This window comes from Williamsia herbipolensis, from assembly GCF_000964005.1.
Lineage (GTDB): Bacteria > Actinomycetota > Actinomycetes > Mycobacteriales > Mycobacteriaceae > Williamsia_A > Williamsia_A herbipolensis.
Window position 1 is genome coordinate 13,622 of sequence record NZ_JXYP01000009.1, and the last position, 15,232, is coordinate 28,853.

Consider the following 15,232-nt stretch of genomic DNA (forward strand, 5'->3'; position numbering starts at 1 on the left):
CGCTGACGTCCGATTTTAGTCCTCTTCGCCCGTGTCGGTCCGCAGATCGGCGCATGTCAGACTCGTCGGATGCGTACCCGAGCGGTCTCCCGCGCCAGGACGACACCACGGGTCGTCGGCACCTGTCTGCTGGTCGCCACACTGGCCGCCTGCGCCACCGACGGCCCACCCGCAGCCGCTCCCGGCACCTCGACCGCGGCGACGGCGAGCAGCCCGGTGACCTCGTCATCGGCTTCCGCGGCAGCGGCATCCCCGTCGGCGACGGCGTCGTCGATGTCGGCGGCATGCACCTCGGCGGTGTCGTCGATGTCGTTGCGCGACAAGCTCGCGACGTTGCTGGTGGTCGGCGTCAGTGGCCAGGCCGACGCGCGCGACGTGGTGTCGCGGTTCCACGTGGGCGGCATCTTCATCGGCAGCTTCACCGACAAGTCGATCCTCGCCGACGGTGGTCTCGCGGCGGTGAAGAAGGCCTCGCCGCGTCCGTTGATGGTGACCGTCGACCAGGAGGGCGGTCGCGTCTCGCGACTGACGAGCCTCGGCATCGACAGCTCCTCCGCGCGCGAGCTGGCGCGCACGAAGACCCCCGCGCAGGTCCGGGCCATCGCGAGGACGACCGGTCAGGGACTGCGGAACCTGGGCATCACGGTCGATTTCGCGCCCGACGCCGACGTGAGCGACGAGTCCGACGACGAGGTGATCGGCGATCGCTCGTTCTCCGACGATCCCGCGATCGTGGCGCGGTACGCCGGGGCGTTCGCCGACGGTCTGCGCGACGCCGGGATCATGCCGGTGTTCAAACACTTCCCGGGCCACGGCCACGGTTCGGGTGACTCGCACACCGGGACGGTGCGGACGCCGTCGCTGTCGCAGCTGCGCACCGACGATCTGGTGCCGTATCGCACGCTGCTGCCGGGCCGGTCGACGCCGCAGGTGCCGTCGACGGGAGTGATGGTGGGCCACCTCATCGTGCCCGGTCTGACCGGTGACGAACTGCCGGCGAGCATCTCGCCCGCCGCGATGCGGCTGCTGCGTTCGGGTGCGGGCTACGGCGGTCGGCCGTTCGACGGACCGATCTTCACCGACGACCTGAGCGGGATGGCCGCGATCAGCGCGAAGTACCCGATCACCGAGGCGGTGGTGCGGGCGGTGAGCGCCGGTGCCGACATGGCGTTGTGGCTGAGCACCGATGACGTGCCCGAGGTGCTGGCCGCGCTCACAACCGCCGTGCGATCGGGGCGACTCGCCGAGGATCGAATCGACAGATCCGCGGCTCGAGTGCTCCACTCGACGGCATACTGCTGACCGTCGGCGGGCACTACGCGATCAACGAACGAAGTACCCCACGTAGAATTCGTTCGTCATTCGCGTAGTGCCCGCAGCTCGGCGGTCACGGGGAGATCTGGCACAGGCCAGAGCTCCCGACCATCGGCGGCTCCGGGATCTCCCCCCAGATCCCGAAGCCGCGCAATGACGAGGAGGGTGACAGTCGAGATGACCAGCGAGACCGTGATGATCACGGCGCTCATCAGCCATACCCAGGCGTCACCCATCGGACCCCCCGATCCGATCGAGACAGCAGCTCCCCCCGGGACGAACGTCCCCTCGCGCTGCTACTCTCGCCCTCATGCATCGTTACGTTACAGTCTGTAATGAATGATGGTCAACACCGGACGACCAAGAGATTCGACGATCGACGATGCAATCCTCGACGAGGCAGCGAAGATGGTCGTCGAGAACGGCTATGGCGCGACGACCATCGACGCGGTCGCCCGCGCCGCCGGGACCACCAGGCCGGCGGTCTACCGCCGGTACGCCTCGCTCGCGCAGGTCGTCTCCGCGGCGATGAGTTCGAGGATCGTCTTCGATCCCACGATGGACTCCGGCGATCTCCCCACCGACCTGCAGGTCCTGCAGACGCAGCAGGTCGCGTTCTTCACCGATCCGCTGGTGGTCAAGGCGATGCCGGGACTGATCGAAGAGAGTTCCCGGAACGAGACCCTGCGCATCCGGCTGCTCGACGACTTCATGGGTCCGCGCCGCTCGGCCGTGCGCCGAGCGCTCGAGCAGGCCACCGCACGCGGTGACATCACCGGCGACACCGACGCCGATCTCGTCTGCGACCTGCTCACCGGGCCACTCCTGCTGCGCACGCTGATGCCGTCGCTGGGCCCGGTCGACGACGCCATGGTCGCGGTCACCGTCGCCTCGGCGCTCGACGCCGTCCGTTTCCGCGCCGCCGGGGCCACTCGTCTGGAGAACCCCTAACTTACTGCCTGGTAAGTTAAGCTGAGGGATCAGCGAGAGGCGGTGAGCGATGGCGGGTGGAACCAAGCGACTCCCGCGCGCCGTGCGCGAGCAGCAGATGCTCGACGCTGCGGTCACCGTGTTCGCCGAGAAGGGCTTCCGCGAGACCTCGATGGACGCCATCGCCGCGGCCGCCGACATCAGCAAGCCCATGCTCTACCTGTACTACGGGTCGAAGGACGAGCTGTTCGCCGCGTGCCTGAGCCGTGAGGGCGGCCGGTTCATCGAGGCGATGACCACCGGGTTCGACCCACGACTCCGTCAGCGCGACCAGGCCCGCACGGTCATCTACGAGTTCCTGCGTTTCGTCGACGCCAATCGTGCGTCGTGGCGCGTGCTCTACCGTGTCGCGACCGGTCAGGCCGCGTTCATCGCATTGGTCGACGCGAGTCGTTCACGCCTGATCGAGATGATCGCCGACCTCCTGCGTCGCGGCACCACGGTCGACGGCGCCACCGACATCGACTTCGAACTCATGGCCGTCGCGCTCGTCGGCGCGGGCGAGGCCGTCGCCGACCGGATCTCCGAGGGCGACATCGACCTCGACACCGCCGCCGACCTCATGGTCAGCATGGGCTGGCGCGGCCTCGCCGGCGGCGCGCGGATGATGAGCGATCACGCCTCCGGCGTTGCGAAGAGCTGAACCGGCCTCAGAGGTCGGGGAGCGGCAGTTCCATGTTCGGCTTGATGATGCCGCCGTCCACCTCGAGGATCTTGCCCGTGGTGTACGCCCCCGCCGACGACGCCAGATAGACCGCGGCCGCGGCGATCTCGGCCGGATCACCGATCCGTCGCAGCGGTGTCGCCTTCTCGAGTCCGGTGCGCATCCCCTCGTCGCCGGTGACGATCTCCAGCGCCGAGGTGGCGATCGCGCCGGGGGCGATCGCGTTGACCCGGATGCGCGGCGAGAGGTCTTCGGCGGCGAGTCGGGTGTAGTGCGCGAGTGCGGCTTTCGCGGTGCCGTACGCCGCGAACGCACGGCCCGGGAGGCGTCCCATCGCGGAGGTGATGTTGATGATCGAGCCGTGGCTGTTGTGCTCGGTGGTGTCGTTCTCGAGCATCAGCGGCACCGCGGCGCAGGTGAGTGCGTGGGCGGTCGAGACGTTGAACCGGAACGCGCCCTCGAGGGCGGCCACGGAGGTGTCGAGCAGGCCCGCGGGCATGGTGCCGCCCACGTTGTTGACCACGATGTCGAGGCGCCCCAACTCCTCCTTCGCGGTGCGCGCGAGGTCGGCGGTGACCTCCGGATCGCTGAGGTCGGCGGCCACCACCACGGCGCGCCGGCCGAGTCCGCGGATCGTCTCGGCGACCTCGTCGAGCTGCTCGCGGGTCCGCGACGCGATCACCACGTCGGCGCCGCACTCGGCGAAGGCCACGGCGATCGCCGCCCCCAGGCCGCGCCCGGCGCCGGTGACGATCGCGACCCGCCCGTCGAGGCGGAAGCGGTCGGTGAAAGTAGAACGTGTGTCAGTTTCGGCCATGGGGTCAGACTAGACACCGCGCGCCGCCCCGGGGCCCGATCCGGGGTCGGATCACCCGGGCTCGTGCGCGCCCGACGCCGCGTACGGGTAGTTCTTGCGCAGCAGCAGGCGCACCCCGTGCGCGGTGACGGCGAGCGACAACCGCTGCGCGAGGGGGAAACGTGATGCCTGCGCGGCGACGTCGTCGATGAGACGTTCGGCGGCGGCGACCTGCTCCGGTCGCGCGCCGGGTCCGGCGAGGGCGGCGTAGGCGCTGGGGCCCGGGTCGTACCCGCGGCCGAGGACGGCGCGACACAGATCGCGATGGACCCCGGCGCTGGTGGTGTCCGACGCCAGGGCGGCCTTCCAGGCCGGCTGCGCCGACGTCTGCCCGCTGTGGCGCCGGTAGGCGAGTCCGGGGCACGATGTCCGTCCGAGCCGAGCGCCGTTGAGGGACAGCCGCATCCACAGGTCCCAGTCCTCCGACGGCGCCGATCGGTAGCCGCCGGCGTCGAGGATCGCGGCTCGGCGGCCGGTCATCGTGGGGTGCGCGACCGCGCAGTTGAGCACCAGCTCCAGACCCACCGACTCGGGGCCCGCCGACAGCAACGGCTGGGGCTCGACGGCGAACCGTCCGGGGCCCATGAACACCAGCGGAGAGAAGGCGAGGTCCAGATCGTGGCGTCGCAGCAGTGCGAGCTGGGTACGAAAACGCCACGGCAGACTGATGTCATCGGCGTCCATGCGTGCCACGAGGGGCGTGTCGGCCGCGTCGAGTAGTGCGGTGGCGGCGGCCACGACCCCCACTCGGGTGGAGAGGGACTCGAGTAGTCCGACGCGTCGGTCGCGACGGGCGAGATCGCGGACCACGGCGGCGGTGGAGTCCTCGCTGGCGTCGTCGAGGACGAGGACGCGGCCGTCGCGAGGCAGTGCCCGGGTGATCGATCGGATCGCGGTCGCGACGGTGGACTCGGCATTGCGTGCCGGCATCATCACCGTCAGGGGCGCCACCCCGGGGATGCTATCGGTGGCCGGGGTGGGTCGGCCACCAGATGCGTTCGCCCACCAGGGTGAACAGTGCGGGAACCACCACGGTGCGCACGACGAACGTGTCGAGCAGGATGCCCAGGCCCACGATGATGCCCAGCTGGGTGAGCGTGATCAACGGCAGCACGCCGAGGACCGCGAACACCGCGGCGAGCACGATGCCCGCGCTGGTGATGACGCCGCCCGTGGCCGACACGGCGCGGATCATCGCGGTGGGGACCCGGTGTCGTGCACTCTCCTCGCGGGCCCGGGTGACCAGGAAGATCGTGTAGTCGACACCGAGGGCGACGAGGAACAGGAACGCGAACAGCACCGTGTTGTTGTCGAGCGCGGGGAAGCCGAACAGGTGGATGCCGACGAACGTGCCGAGCCCGATCGCGGCGACCGTCGACAGGACGGTGGCGAGCACCAACAGGATCGGTGCGATGGCCGCGCGCAGCAGTGCGAACAGCACGAGCAGCACCACCGCCAGGATCAAGGGGATGACGAGCAGTCGGTCGTCGGCCGCGGCGTTGCGGGTGTCGTACGCGCGGGCGTCGCTGCCGCCGACGAGTGCGTCGGCCCCGTCGATACGCGCGGTCGACGAGCGGAGCGCCGCGATGGTGTCGAACGCGCCGTCGGACGCGGGAGGTGAGGTGAGCACCACGCTCCACCGGCTGTAGCCCCCCGAAGGGCTGTCGCCCGGTGAGGTTCCGGTGGGGGTCACCGTGTCGACGCCCGCGGCGGCGCGCAATGCCTGCTCGACCGCCTGCGCGGCGGAGGTGCGGGCGACCACGGTGGTCGGGTCGGACTGGCCGGCCGGGAAGTGCTCGTCGAGGACGTCGAAGCCGGTCACCGAGTCGGCCGTGACCCGGAACTGCTCGGTCTGGCTCAGGCCGATCGAGGTACCGAGGAAACCGAGCGCGCAAACCGCGAGGACCACGACGGCGGTGACGAGCGAGCGCGTCGGGTGGGCGACCACGGTCGACGCGATCCGATGCCATGCGCCGGTCGCGTGCAGGTCGGCGGTCCCGTCCTCGACGAGGTCGTCCTCGACACGGGGAATGAACGGCCAGAACAGCTTTCGTCCGAACAGGCTCAAGGCCGGCGGCAGTACGAGCAGGGCGAACGCCATGGCGAGCAGCAGTCCGGCGGCGGCGCTCGCGCCGAGGCTGCGGGTGCTGGGCAGTGCTGCGAACAGCAGGGTCAGCAGCGCGAGGACGACGGTGACGTTGCTGGCCAGCACGGCCGGGCCGGCGCGGCGGACCGCGGCGCGCAGGGCGTCGCGGTGGTCGCGGTGGCGGCGCAGCTCCTCCCGATAGCGCGAGATGATCAGCAGCGCGTAGTTGGTGCCCGCGCCGAACACGAGGACGCTCGTGATGCCCGAGGTAGAGCCGTCGAAGGCGAGACCTGTTGCCTCCGACAGTGCTCCACCGGCCACTGCGGCGAGTCGATCGGCGACACCGATGACGATGAGCGGGACCAACCACAGCACCGGCGACCGGTAGGTGGCGATGAGCAGCAGGGCGACGACCAAGGCGGTGACCGCCAGGAGCGTGACGTTCGCGCCGGAGAACGAGTTCGCGATGTCGGCGGCGAAGGCCGGGCCGCCGGTGACGTGGGCCTGCAGGCCGTCGGGCAGACCGTTGTCGGCGGCGGTGCGCAGGGAATCGACGGTGTCGCGCAGCGTGAATCCGCTGATTACCGACGAGAGCGGCACCGAGGTGATGGCCGCCTTGCCATCGGGGGAGACGATCGCCGCCGGGCCGGTCGGGGCGGAGTCGGTGGACCGGTCGACGCCCACCATGCGCTCGCGGGCGGCGACCACCGCGGCGCGATCGGACTCGGTCAGTGCGGCGCCGTCGGCCCGGTCGATCACCAGGATCACGCTCGCGACCTTCGCGTCGGGGAACGTCGCGAGGTAGTCGTCGATGCGGGCCGACTGTGCCGAGTCGGGGAGCGAGTTCGGTGAATCGTCGCTCGAGCTGCTCTCGCCGCCGACACCCATGGCGGCCAGTCCGAGGATCAGGACGACGAGTCCGACGATCCACGAGCGCCGTCCGGTCACGACGGAGGCGAAGCGATCCCATGCGGTGGTCATGAATCAGACACTCTCAGATTTTTAACTGTTCAGCAAGTGAGATTTTAGGGCGGGTTCGTCGTAACCTGACGGGATGCATGACAAAGCGACGGACGACGGCGGTGGGGCGCTCGACCGCACGGGTCTCGAATCGGCGATGGCGTCGGACCTGCGTGCGTTGTCCGCTGCGTCGGAGCAGATCGGCCGCGTGTTCGCCGGGCGGCATGGTCTCAGTGCCAACGATTTCCAGGCGTTGCTGCGGATCATGGTCGCCGACGTGGACGGGGAGCCACTCACCGTCGGGAAGTTGGGTTCGTCGCTGGGGATGTCGTCGGCGGCGATGACCTACCTGGTCGAGCGGATGATCAACTCCGAACACATTCGGCGCGAGCCGGATCCGAGCGATCGGCGCCGCGTCATCCTCCGCTACGACGACCACGGCATGGAGGTGGCGCGTGAGTTCTTCGGTCCGCTCGGAGCGGTCACCCGCGCCGCGCTCGCCGACCTCGACGATTCCGACCTCGCGACCGCGCACCGCGTGTTCGGTGTGTTGATCGACGCGCTGCGGGGCTACGCGCGCGACCTCGGCGAGTCGCCGAGCTAGCGGTTGGTCCTGTTCACGGCCGACTCGCCCCGGTGAACGGTCCGCTCGATGCCGTCGATGATCTCGGGCCAGAAGCGACGGGCCAGATCGTGACCCATCTCGTTGACGATCATCAGTTCGGCGTCGGGGAGGGCGCGGGCCGTCGCCTCGCCGCCGGAGTGCGCGATCACCGGGTCACGGTCGCCGTGGATGACGAGCGCGGGCATTGTCGATGCCTGCAGGCCCGGGGTGCGGTCGGTCTCGGCGAAGATCGCCGCGATCTGACGGCCCGAGCCGGATTCGTCGGTGGACCGCGCGAGTGACCGCGGCATGATGTCGCGGACGTCGGCGGTGTCGGCCTCGGTTCGACCGAGCGAGCCGATGCGTTCGAAGGCCGCGATCATGTCCTCGACCGGGTCGGGCTTCGGGATGCGCAGGGCGGCCAGCAGGTATCGCTTCGACGACTTCCCGTGTCTGCGGTCGCCGGTGCGACCCATGATCGACACCAGTGATCGGACGCTGTCGGGGTGCCGGATCGCGGTCTGTTGCGCGATCATCGATCCGAGCGAGACGCCGACGATGTGCGCGCCGGCAGGTGCGACGGCCCGGATGAGGCCGGCGGTGTCGTCGGCCATGTCCTCGAGGGTGTAGGTCACCGGCGCTGTGCGCCGAAGGTACTGCAGCGCAGTGGGTACCGGACCGCGGAAGCGGGTCGACCGGCCGACGTCGCGGTTGTCGAAGCGCACCACACGAAGACCTCGTGCCACCAGCTCGTGGCAGAAGTCGTCGCGCCACCACAGCATGTCGAGGCCGAGCCCCATGATGAGCACGACGGTCGGGGTTTCGGTCGGCACCGCGGTGTCGGGGTGGGGCTCGAACACCTGGAAACACAGCGTCACCGCGCCCACGCGGAGGAACTGCTCGGGAGGCGTGGTCTCGGCTGCGGACGTGTCGGGGGCCATCGGACGCGAGTCTAGGCCGCCGGTCTGCTCAGAAGGGCGGCAGTTCGTCGTTGGCGGGGTCAGTGGCCCGGGCCTGTTCCTCGGTTTCGCGGTGCGGCGGTTGTGTTCGCGTTCTGTCTGTCTGCGGGCGTGTTTGTCTGCCAGGCGTGGTCGGCGTCTGGTGGGTGCAGGTTCTGTGGCGTTGTCCGCGGCGGGTGGTGCGTTCTGTGGTGCGGTGAAACGAATGTCTTTCAACGCGGGGAACAGGTCGGTGCCGTCGAATGCGGGCCCGGCCACCGTCAGGCCTTCGGGGGTGATGATCACTGACTCGATGCGGCCGTCGCGGCCGATGGTCTGATCATCGAGGAACGCGGTGTGGGTTTTCAGGTTGTGGTGCAGCCGGCACTTGGATCCGGTGTTCCCCGGGCACGTCTGCCCACCATGGGCCGGATGATCGTGGTCGTACTCGCGGACGTGGTCGATGTCGCAGACCCAGGCGGGACGTTCACATCCGGCGACGTCGCAATACAACGACCGGGCCCGCACAAGGGTGTCCAACGCGGTGGACGGCCGATACGGATCACCGGGTGTGTGCGGTGCGAGCGGGTCATCGGAATGCCCGATCGGGGCGACCGTCACACCAGGCTCGTCGATCAGTTCCTCGAGATGGGCTGGGGAGATCACGCCGTAGCCGTCCAGGAAACACGGTGTCTCGCCGTCCCCGGCAACCGTCTCCAAGTCACAGATCACGTGCAGCGTCATGCTGCTGCCGGTTCCTGGCACCGTGCGGGCAGAGGGCTCGTCATCATCTGCGACCGTCGGAGCGTCGCAGTCGTCACTGCCGCACTGGCATTCCCACACCACACCCATGATCAGACAAAAATGCGCATCGGATTTCCGGGCCGCCAACGACCGACCGTCCTTGTCACACACCGCGCGGGCCAGGGCGTCGACCCGCCGGGAGATCGCGATAGCTTTCTCCGCGGTGGACGTCGCTTCCACCCGTGCCATGCCGTCGTCGAGGCGTTCGGTCCAGAATCCGCGGGCGTCGACTACTGCTTTGCGGCGCGCACGCACGGCGTCGGGGTCGACCCGGTACACGCTGCGGTCGACCATGTCCCGGATCCGCGACGGCGACCATGACCCCCGACGCCGTAATGCGGCTGCGATCTCGCCGTCGACGATCTGCTGGGCGTCACGATCGGTGACGAGGTCGGTGCGTTCGACGATCACCCGCACATACCGCGGCGCGAGCTTCCCGTCGCGCAGACACTCGGCGACCTTCGGTAACCGGTCGCGTAACGCGACGGCGGTGTCGACGATCCGTTCGGCCGCGCCTTGGGAGATGGAGTGGGTGATCGCGATCCGTGCCGCGCATTGCATGGTCGCGTCGAACGTCCGCCGGTCCGACGCCTCATCGGGAACCACCAACTGCCGGTGCAGTTCACCGGCATCGCGGTAGCGCATCCACTCCAGGAACGCCTGACCGGCGGCGGCGTGAACCATGTTGCCCAACAGCGCGTTCACCGGCGCAGCAACGTGATCGGAGAGCAACCCCACCGACCCCGCATCCACCCCAGCCCAACCCCCATCGTGCATGAACCAACCCTAGAAAAGGGGTACGACAAAGCCCGCCGATGCGACTTCCGGGCTGTGGACAGACCGCATCTGTGGATGCGTCATTGCGGGACATCAGCCTGTGGATGAGCGACTGACCGTTAGAACTGCAAATGTGTACGATCATGGCGGCGCTGACGGGCAGCGCCCCTGCTGTCGGAGGGGGTCGGACGCGTGGCGTGTGTCGCGGTGTACTCGTCGGCCTGCTGGTTTGTGGTCGTCCACGAGGGCGTGTCTGCCGGTGGCTGAATCGACGTCGGAAGCGTCGGCGTGGACGCTGTCTCCGTTGCAGTTTCGGCTGCTGTGGGGTGATGCGGCGGGGGCGCAGTTCCCGACGGAGCTCTGTGCTTTCGGTGATGAGAAGTACGACACCGCCGATCACCAGGTCGCAGCGGAGAATGCTGAGCTCACCCGTCTGCGGGCCGCGATGACCCCGGCGAAATCCGAAGCGATTGCTGCGCTCACTCGTCCCCGCTACACGATCGGGCTGCTCGGTCTCGACGCGCGGAAGCCTCTGTCCGACACGTCGAGTCATGTGCGGGTGGTGAGCGCGTGGGGCGGCGAAGGTGACCATGTGATCGTGGTGCGCCAGAAGCCCGGCCCGTCGCCCTCGCATGGCGGCGAGGTGTCGGTGACGCGATCCCGCCTCGACACGTGGACCGATGATCTGGTTCGTCTGCTGCCGGCATCGACGGCCGCTGGTCGCTTACCGGCCGATGCCAATGTGCCGTTCTACGACCTCCCGATCGATGTGGAGGTGCTCCGTCAGGTCTCGGCAGACGCGCCGAAAACCACTGCTGCCGGTGTCTTCGTGCACGAGAAGCCCACCACCTGCGGGTCGATTCGAGTGCAGGTCGGTTCTGAGGTCGACGGTCGGCGACCGGAGCGGCTCACGATCCAATACCGCGACATCGACAAGGACGGACGATATCTGCTGGTGATCGACACTCCCGGGACTGCTGTGGGGGTCGATGATGCCAAGATGGCCTCGAGCATGAGACGTGCAGTGAACGCCGTGAAGAAGCGATACGACGCGCGCGCGAGCGCGGAATGGGGATGATGGTGCGCAAGCAAATCGGAGTCGGCGGAGCTTTCGTCAGTGTCTTGGCAGCGACCATGCTGACGGTGTCGGCGTGCAGTTCCGGAGGTGGTTCGGCGGAGCCTGCGGCCTCATCTTCGGCCAGCATCCAGTCGGCATCTGTCGCGCCGGGCGTCGAAAAGGACTCGGTCCTCGACCTGAACTCCACCAAGGACATGACCGGCGTCGTCACCACCGTCCCCATCGGCAAGAGTCCCTATGACAAAAATATGCCCGACATCTGCAACTTCATCACGCCCGCTGCAATGACTGAACTCGGGGTAGAGACCAAAAAGAAGGGATTTTACGGCTCCCCACTTGTCTACCAGGCCTGCCTACTTCGTCCTGCAGCGTCGTTCACGACAGATTTCACGCTGGGTGCGGGGATATTTGTCAACAATATTCAGGAGCACCTCGGCGCCCCGTCTCTTAGAGATGCGCTAATCAGATCAGGGGTGAGCATAGCGCCGAAGGTCGAGGCCTACGAATTGCGGGATCGCGCAACCAATAAGACCGGTGGACCGTACTCGTGCGAAGTTGCGTGGGGAACATTTTATGGCACGGCAAGCATTAATATAATTGACGATAACAGTGAGGAAGGAATCTGTGACCGGACGGTCGCTGCTGCCAAGATTCTTCAGCCCTTGCTTCCTAAATCGCCTTCGCAGATGAGGCCGACGTCATGACGGGGGAAGAACTTCGATTAGATCCAGCTGGAGCGGCCAAGATTGTCAACGCCTGCGCGGTTCTTGGCGTTGCGTTCGACGATATGAGACTGCTTGCGCGGAACCTAACCAGCGTCCGCGCAAGCGGTCTCTACGGCTCGGGATCCGGCGTAGACGGCAAGCTATCTCAGCTCGGCGAAGTGGCTGTCAATGCTCTGAATATGCTGCTTGAAGCCATCGAAAGCGCGGAAAAGGCTGCGCGCGGAGCGGGGCAAGCATTGATTAACCAGGATGACGCGAGCCAACGATCAATAGCCCGAGCGCTGGATGCGCCCGATGGCATTGATCCTATGGCCAAGGTGCAAACACCGGATGGGCCGCTGACGTCTGATTCAAAGCCAACAATTGCGAATCAGCCCACCACTCCTTCAAAACCTGCCACCGGGCCTGCGTCTGGCAACTTTCCGATGGGGTTGACGCCCGAGCCGATTACGAACTTCTCACTCGATCCGGCAATCGCCGCGTTAGGCCCCGCGGTACCTTCAGCCTTGACCACTTTGGCTCAGCAGTGGCTCCAACTTGCCAATGCGCTAAATGCCGCATTTTTCGATTTTGACCACCAGATCTCGATTCTTGGTACCGATGTATTCTCGGGTGAGGCAGCGTCGAAAATGAAGGGTTCTCTCGACTTGTTCTCGAGCCGAGGCAAGCAGATTGCAACCGAAGCTCAAGCAAATTCGGCGTCAATCAATACATGGGCCGAGTCGGTGGGGCAGTCGCAGTCGCAGGTGCATATGCTTGAACAGAACCGCGCCACCGCGTTGGCGGCCGCGACTCCTGAGAACGGTCTCAATGTGCACGCGCTGTATGACGGGCTTTCGCAGTCACAGTTGAGTGCGACGTGGAATCCGCCGATCGGCAGCATGAACGGGTCGATGGTGAATTTGTCCGACCCGACGAGTCCGGTGGTGGGGACGCCGTTGTATCTGCCGGGTATGGGACCCAAGGCTGCTTCGGGTGACGGCAGCGCTCTGGGTGGGTCGCAGTTTGTCGGAGGCGGTTCGAGTGGAGGCGGATCCGGCGGCGGAGGTGGAGGTGGTGGTGCCGCTGCGGCGGCAAGCCGTGGTGGCGCTTCGCAACTGCAGAGGGCGGGTAGCGGGACTGCTCCGTCTGCGGCGTCGGCCGCTGAGGGTGCGAAACCGGGTTCCGCGCCGTCGTCGGGTGCGGGGAATCCGGCGTCCGCCGCATCGCAGATGGGTAAGTCTGCTGAAGGCCTCACGCGTGGAGGGCTGGGCTCGCCGTCGACGCGGTCGTCGAGTGCTGAGGCGCTGAAGAGTGCGGCGGCCGCCGAGAAGGCAGCTGCAGAGAAGGCTGCGATGAAGGCCGCCAAAGCCGGTGGAGGCGGTGGCGGTGGTGGAGCCGGCGCGGGCGGGCTCGGCAAGGCCGGCGCCGGCGAGAGCGCGCTGAGTGCACGCGGTGCCAGTGCGATGTCCGCGGCCGAGAAGGCGATGGCTGCCGAACAGGCTGCGACGTCGAAGGCCGGGCCGGCCGGAACGTCGGCCGCCCCGATGGGTGGTCGTGGCGCGCAGGCCGGTGGCGAGGGCGACGGAAAGCACAAGACTGCGCGCTACCTGCGGTCTACGGAGAACGGCGAGGAGATCGTCGGCGAACTCGACGACGTCGCACCCACGGTCCTCGGGGGCCTCAACCTCGACACCTCCGACGACAAGCCCGCCCCACCACGATCGTCGCGCTAGCGCATCAGCTTTCAGCGCTCGATCATCTGCATCTGGGCCTCGTTGTGATGGGCTCCGGCGGCGGGCGGGAGTGAGTCGAGGCGTTCGAGTTGGTCGGCGGTCAGCGTGATCTCGTCGGCGCCGACGTTCTCCTCCACGCGCTCGCGTCGCTTGGTGCCCGGGATGGGCACGATGTGCTCGCCGCGCGAGAGCAGCCAGGCGAGCGCGACCTGACCGGCGGTCGCACCGACCTCCGCGGCGACCGCCTCGACGATCCCGACCAGTTCGAGGTTGCGCGCGAAGTTCTCGGCGACGAAACGTGGGTTGTCGGCACGGAAGTCGTCGGATGCGATCTGGTCGACGGAACGGATTTGGCCGGTGAGGAACCCGCGACCCAGCGGCGAGTAGGGCACGAATCCGATACCCAGCTCGGCCAACACCGCGAGGACGCCGTCCTCCGGATCGCGCGTGAACAACGAGTACTCCGACTGCAGCGCGGTGATCGGGTGCACGGCGTGCGCTCGGCGGATGGTGCCGGCGCTCGCCTCCGACAGGCCGAGGTACCGCACCTTGCCCTCGGCGACCAGTTCGGCCATGGCGCCGACGGTGTCCTCGATGGGCGTGTTCGGGTCGACGCGATGCTGGTAGCAGAGGTCGATGTGGTCGACGTCGAGCCGGCGCAACGAACCCTCCACCGCCGCGCGGACATTCGCGGGACTGCTGTCGGCGCCTTCGCCGCCCTGGTGGGAGATGAGGCCGAACTTGGTGGCCAGCACAACCGCATCGCGATGGCCCTTCAGGGCGCGACCGACCAACTCCTCGTTGATGTACGGCCCGTACACCTCGGCGGTGTCGATCAGCGTGACGCCGAGCTCGATGGCGCGATGAATGGTCCGGATCGATTCCTCGTCGTCGCTGCCCGCTCCGCCGTAACCGTGGGACATGCCCATGGCGCCGAGTCCGATTCGTCCTACTTCGAGTTCCCCGAGGGTGGTTGTCCGCATGTCCCCGTTGTACTCCGCTGCGCCCGAACGCGAAACGGCGCCGCTCCCGGCTTCGGGGGCGGCGCCATTCGTGGCGAACGACAGTGTCAGCGGCGCTTGAAGATGATCGCGGCGACGATGCCGGCGATCACGGCGAAGACACCGGCGAGCAGTGCCGGGTTCGTGGCGGCCTTCTCGACGTCGTTGCTGTCGATGCTGCGGATGTTCGACGCCACCTTGTCGGCGACCTCGTTGACCTTCTTCTCCGCGTTCTCGGCGACGTCCTTGGCCTGGGCCTTCGCGTCGGCCGCGGCGTCCTTGGCCTTGTCGGCGACCTCGGAGGCCTTCTCCTTGGCGTCGTCGGCGGCGCTCTCGGCCTTGGCCTTGGCGTCGGCCGCGATGTCCTTGGCCTCTTCCTTGGTGCCCTGGGCGGCATCCTTCACCTGACCGGCGACGTCCTTGGCCTGCGCCTTGGCGTCGGTAGCGGCGTCCTTGGTCTTGTCGGCGACCTCGGAGGCCTTGTCCTTCGCCTCATCGGCGACATCACCGGCGGCGTCGGCAGCCTTGTCCGCGGCCTCGGAGACCTTGCCGCCGGCCTGCTTGGCCTTCGCGCCCGCCTTGTCCGTGGTGCCCTCGGCCTTGAGGTCGTCGTTGTCGGTGGCGTCGCCGACGGCCTTCTTGGCCTCGCCGGCCACTTCCTGTGCCTTGTTCTGGGCCTTGTCGATGAAATCTGCAGCCATGGGAATCCACTCCTTTGTG

15 protein-coding genes are annotated in these 15,232 nt (G+C 67.7%); 7 read left to right on the plus strand and 8 right to left on the minus strand.

Features of this window, described 5'->3' with window-relative positions; genetic code table 11:
* Positions 1 to 56: 56 nt before the first annotated feature.
* Positions 57 to 323 carry a hypothetical protein gene (locus TU34_RS24200; protein ID WP_150116354.1) on the minus strand — a complete coding sequence of 89 codons (267 nt, stop codon included), beginning with the start codon at positions 321 to 323 and terminating at the stop codon, positions 57 to 59.
* Here TU34_RS24200 and TU34_RS02610 point away from each other — a divergent pair.
* A complete protein-coding gene (locus tag TU34_RS02610) occupies positions 307 to 1,302 on the plus strand; it encodes a glycoside hydrolase family 3 N-terminal domain-containing protein (protein WP_045821368.1) in 996 nt (331 codons plus the stop codon). The two genes, TU34_RS24200 and TU34_RS02610, sit on opposite strands and share 17 nt — an antisense overlap.
* A 56-nt stretch (positions 1,303 to 1,358) precedes the next feature.
* On the opposite strand, the gene TU34_RS23840 is transcribed toward TU34_RS02610, so the two are convergent.
* On the minus strand, positions 1,359 to 1,526 hold the full coding sequence (locus TU34_RS23840) for a hypothetical protein (RefSeq protein ID WP_160298498.1): 168 nt from the start codon (positions 1,524 to 1,526) through the stop codon (positions 1,359 to 1,361).
* 127 nt (positions 1,527 to 1,653) lie between these two features.
* On the opposite strand from TU34_RS23840, the gene TU34_RS02620 reads away from it, so the two are divergent.
* Together TU34_RS02620 and TU34_RS02625 are read left to right on the plus strand one after the other, a co-directional pair.
* Positions 1,654 to 2,265 (plus strand): TetR/AcrR family transcriptional regulator, encoded by a 612-nt coding sequence (locus TU34_RS02620; protein WP_052688656.1) that lies wholly within the window; start codon positions 1,654 to 1,656, stop codon positions 2,263 to 2,265.
* 49 nt (positions 2,266 to 2,314) lie between these two features.
* On the plus strand, positions 2,315 to 2,947 hold the full coding sequence (locus tag TU34_RS02625) for a TetR/AcrR family transcriptional regulator (RefSeq protein WP_045821303.1): 633 nt from the start codon (positions 2,315 to 2,317) through the stop codon (positions 2,945 to 2,947).
* Positions 2,948 to 2,954: 7 nt separating this feature from the next.
* Here the strand turns inward: TU34_RS02625 and TU34_RS02630 are convergent, their stop codons facing one another.
* From TU34_RS02630 to TU34_RS02640, 3 genes are read right to left on the minus strand one after another with little or no spacing between them, the layout of a single operon-like run.
* Positions 2,955 to 3,785, minus strand: a complete 831-nt coding sequence (locus tag TU34_RS02630; RefSeq protein WP_045821304.1) for an SDR family oxidoreductase — start codon at positions 3,783 to 3,785, stop codon at positions 2,955 to 2,957.
* A 51-nt stretch (positions 3,786 to 3,836) separates the two neighbouring features.
* The gene (locus tag TU34_RS02635; RefSeq protein ID WP_052688658.1) at positions 3,837 to 4,775 is read right to left on the minus strand and encodes a glycosyltransferase family 2 protein; all 939 of its coding nucleotides are present in this window, start codon (positions 4,773 to 4,775) and stop codon (positions 3,837 to 3,839) included.
* Positions 4,776 to 4,785: 10 nt separating this feature from the next.
* Complete coding sequence (locus TU34_RS02640; protein ID WP_045821305.1) at positions 4,786 to 6,891, minus strand: MMPL family transporter; 2,106 nt, start codon at positions 6,889 to 6,891, stop codon at positions 4,786 to 4,788.
* 73 nt (positions 6,892 to 6,964) lie between these two features.
* Here TU34_RS02640 and TU34_RS02645 point away from each other — a divergent pair, with 73 nt between their 5' ends.
* Positions 6,965 to 7,474, plus strand: a complete 510-nt coding sequence (locus tag TU34_RS02645; RefSeq protein ID WP_045821306.1) for a MarR family winged helix-turn-helix transcriptional regulator — start codon at positions 6,965 to 6,967, stop codon at positions 7,472 to 7,474.
* Here TU34_RS02645 and TU34_RS22180 read toward each other — a convergent pair.
* Complete coding sequence (locus TU34_RS22180; RefSeq protein ID WP_082079774.1) at positions 7,471 to 9,993, minus strand: alpha/beta fold hydrolase; 2,523 nt, start codon at positions 9,991 to 9,993, stop codon at positions 7,471 to 7,473. The two genes, TU34_RS02645 and TU34_RS22180, sit on opposite strands and share 4 nt — an antisense overlap.
* Positions 9,994 to 10,252: 259 nt before the next feature.
* Here TU34_RS22180 and TU34_RS02660 point away from each other — a divergent pair, with 259 nt between their 5' ends.
* Genes TU34_RS02660 through TU34_RS23445 form a run of 3 tightly spaced genes read left to right on the plus strand, consistent with a single transcriptional unit; the run spans position 10,253 to position 13,511 of the window.
* Positions 10,253 to 11,071: a hypothetical protein gene (locus TU34_RS02660; RefSeq protein ID WP_150116355.1), complete on the plus strand. Its 819-nt coding sequence runs from the start codon at positions 10,253 to 10,255 to the stop codon at positions 11,069 to 11,071.
* Positions 11,068 to 11,775, plus strand: a complete 708-nt coding sequence (locus TU34_RS23440) for a hypothetical protein (protein ID WP_150116356.1) — start codon at positions 11,068 to 11,070, stop codon at positions 11,773 to 11,775. Before TU34_RS02660 ends, TU34_RS23440 begins: the two co-directional genes overlap by 4 nt.
* Positions 11,772 to 13,511: a hypothetical protein gene (locus TU34_RS23445; RefSeq protein WP_150116357.1), complete on the plus strand. Its 1,740-nt coding sequence runs from the start codon at positions 11,772 to 11,774 to the stop codon at positions 13,509 to 13,511. Before TU34_RS23440 ends, TU34_RS23445 begins: the two co-directional genes overlap by 4 nt.
* Before the next feature lie 11 nt (positions 13,512 to 13,522).
* Here TU34_RS23445 and TU34_RS02670 read toward each other — a convergent pair whose 3' ends face one another.
* Both TU34_RS02670 and TU34_RS02675 read right to left on the minus strand, forming a co-directional pair.
* Complete coding sequence (locus tag TU34_RS02670) at positions 13,523 to 14,494, minus strand: aldo/keto reductase (protein ID WP_045821310.1); 972 nt, start codon at positions 14,492 to 14,494, stop codon at positions 13,523 to 13,525.
* Between the two features lie 86 nt (positions 14,495 to 14,580).
* Positions 14,581 to 15,213: a CsbD family protein gene (locus TU34_RS02675; RefSeq protein ID WP_150116358.1), complete on the minus strand. Its 633-nt coding sequence runs from the start codon at positions 15,211 to 15,213 to the stop codon at positions 14,581 to 14,583.
* Between the last annotated feature and the right edge of the window lie 19 nt (positions 15,214 to 15,232).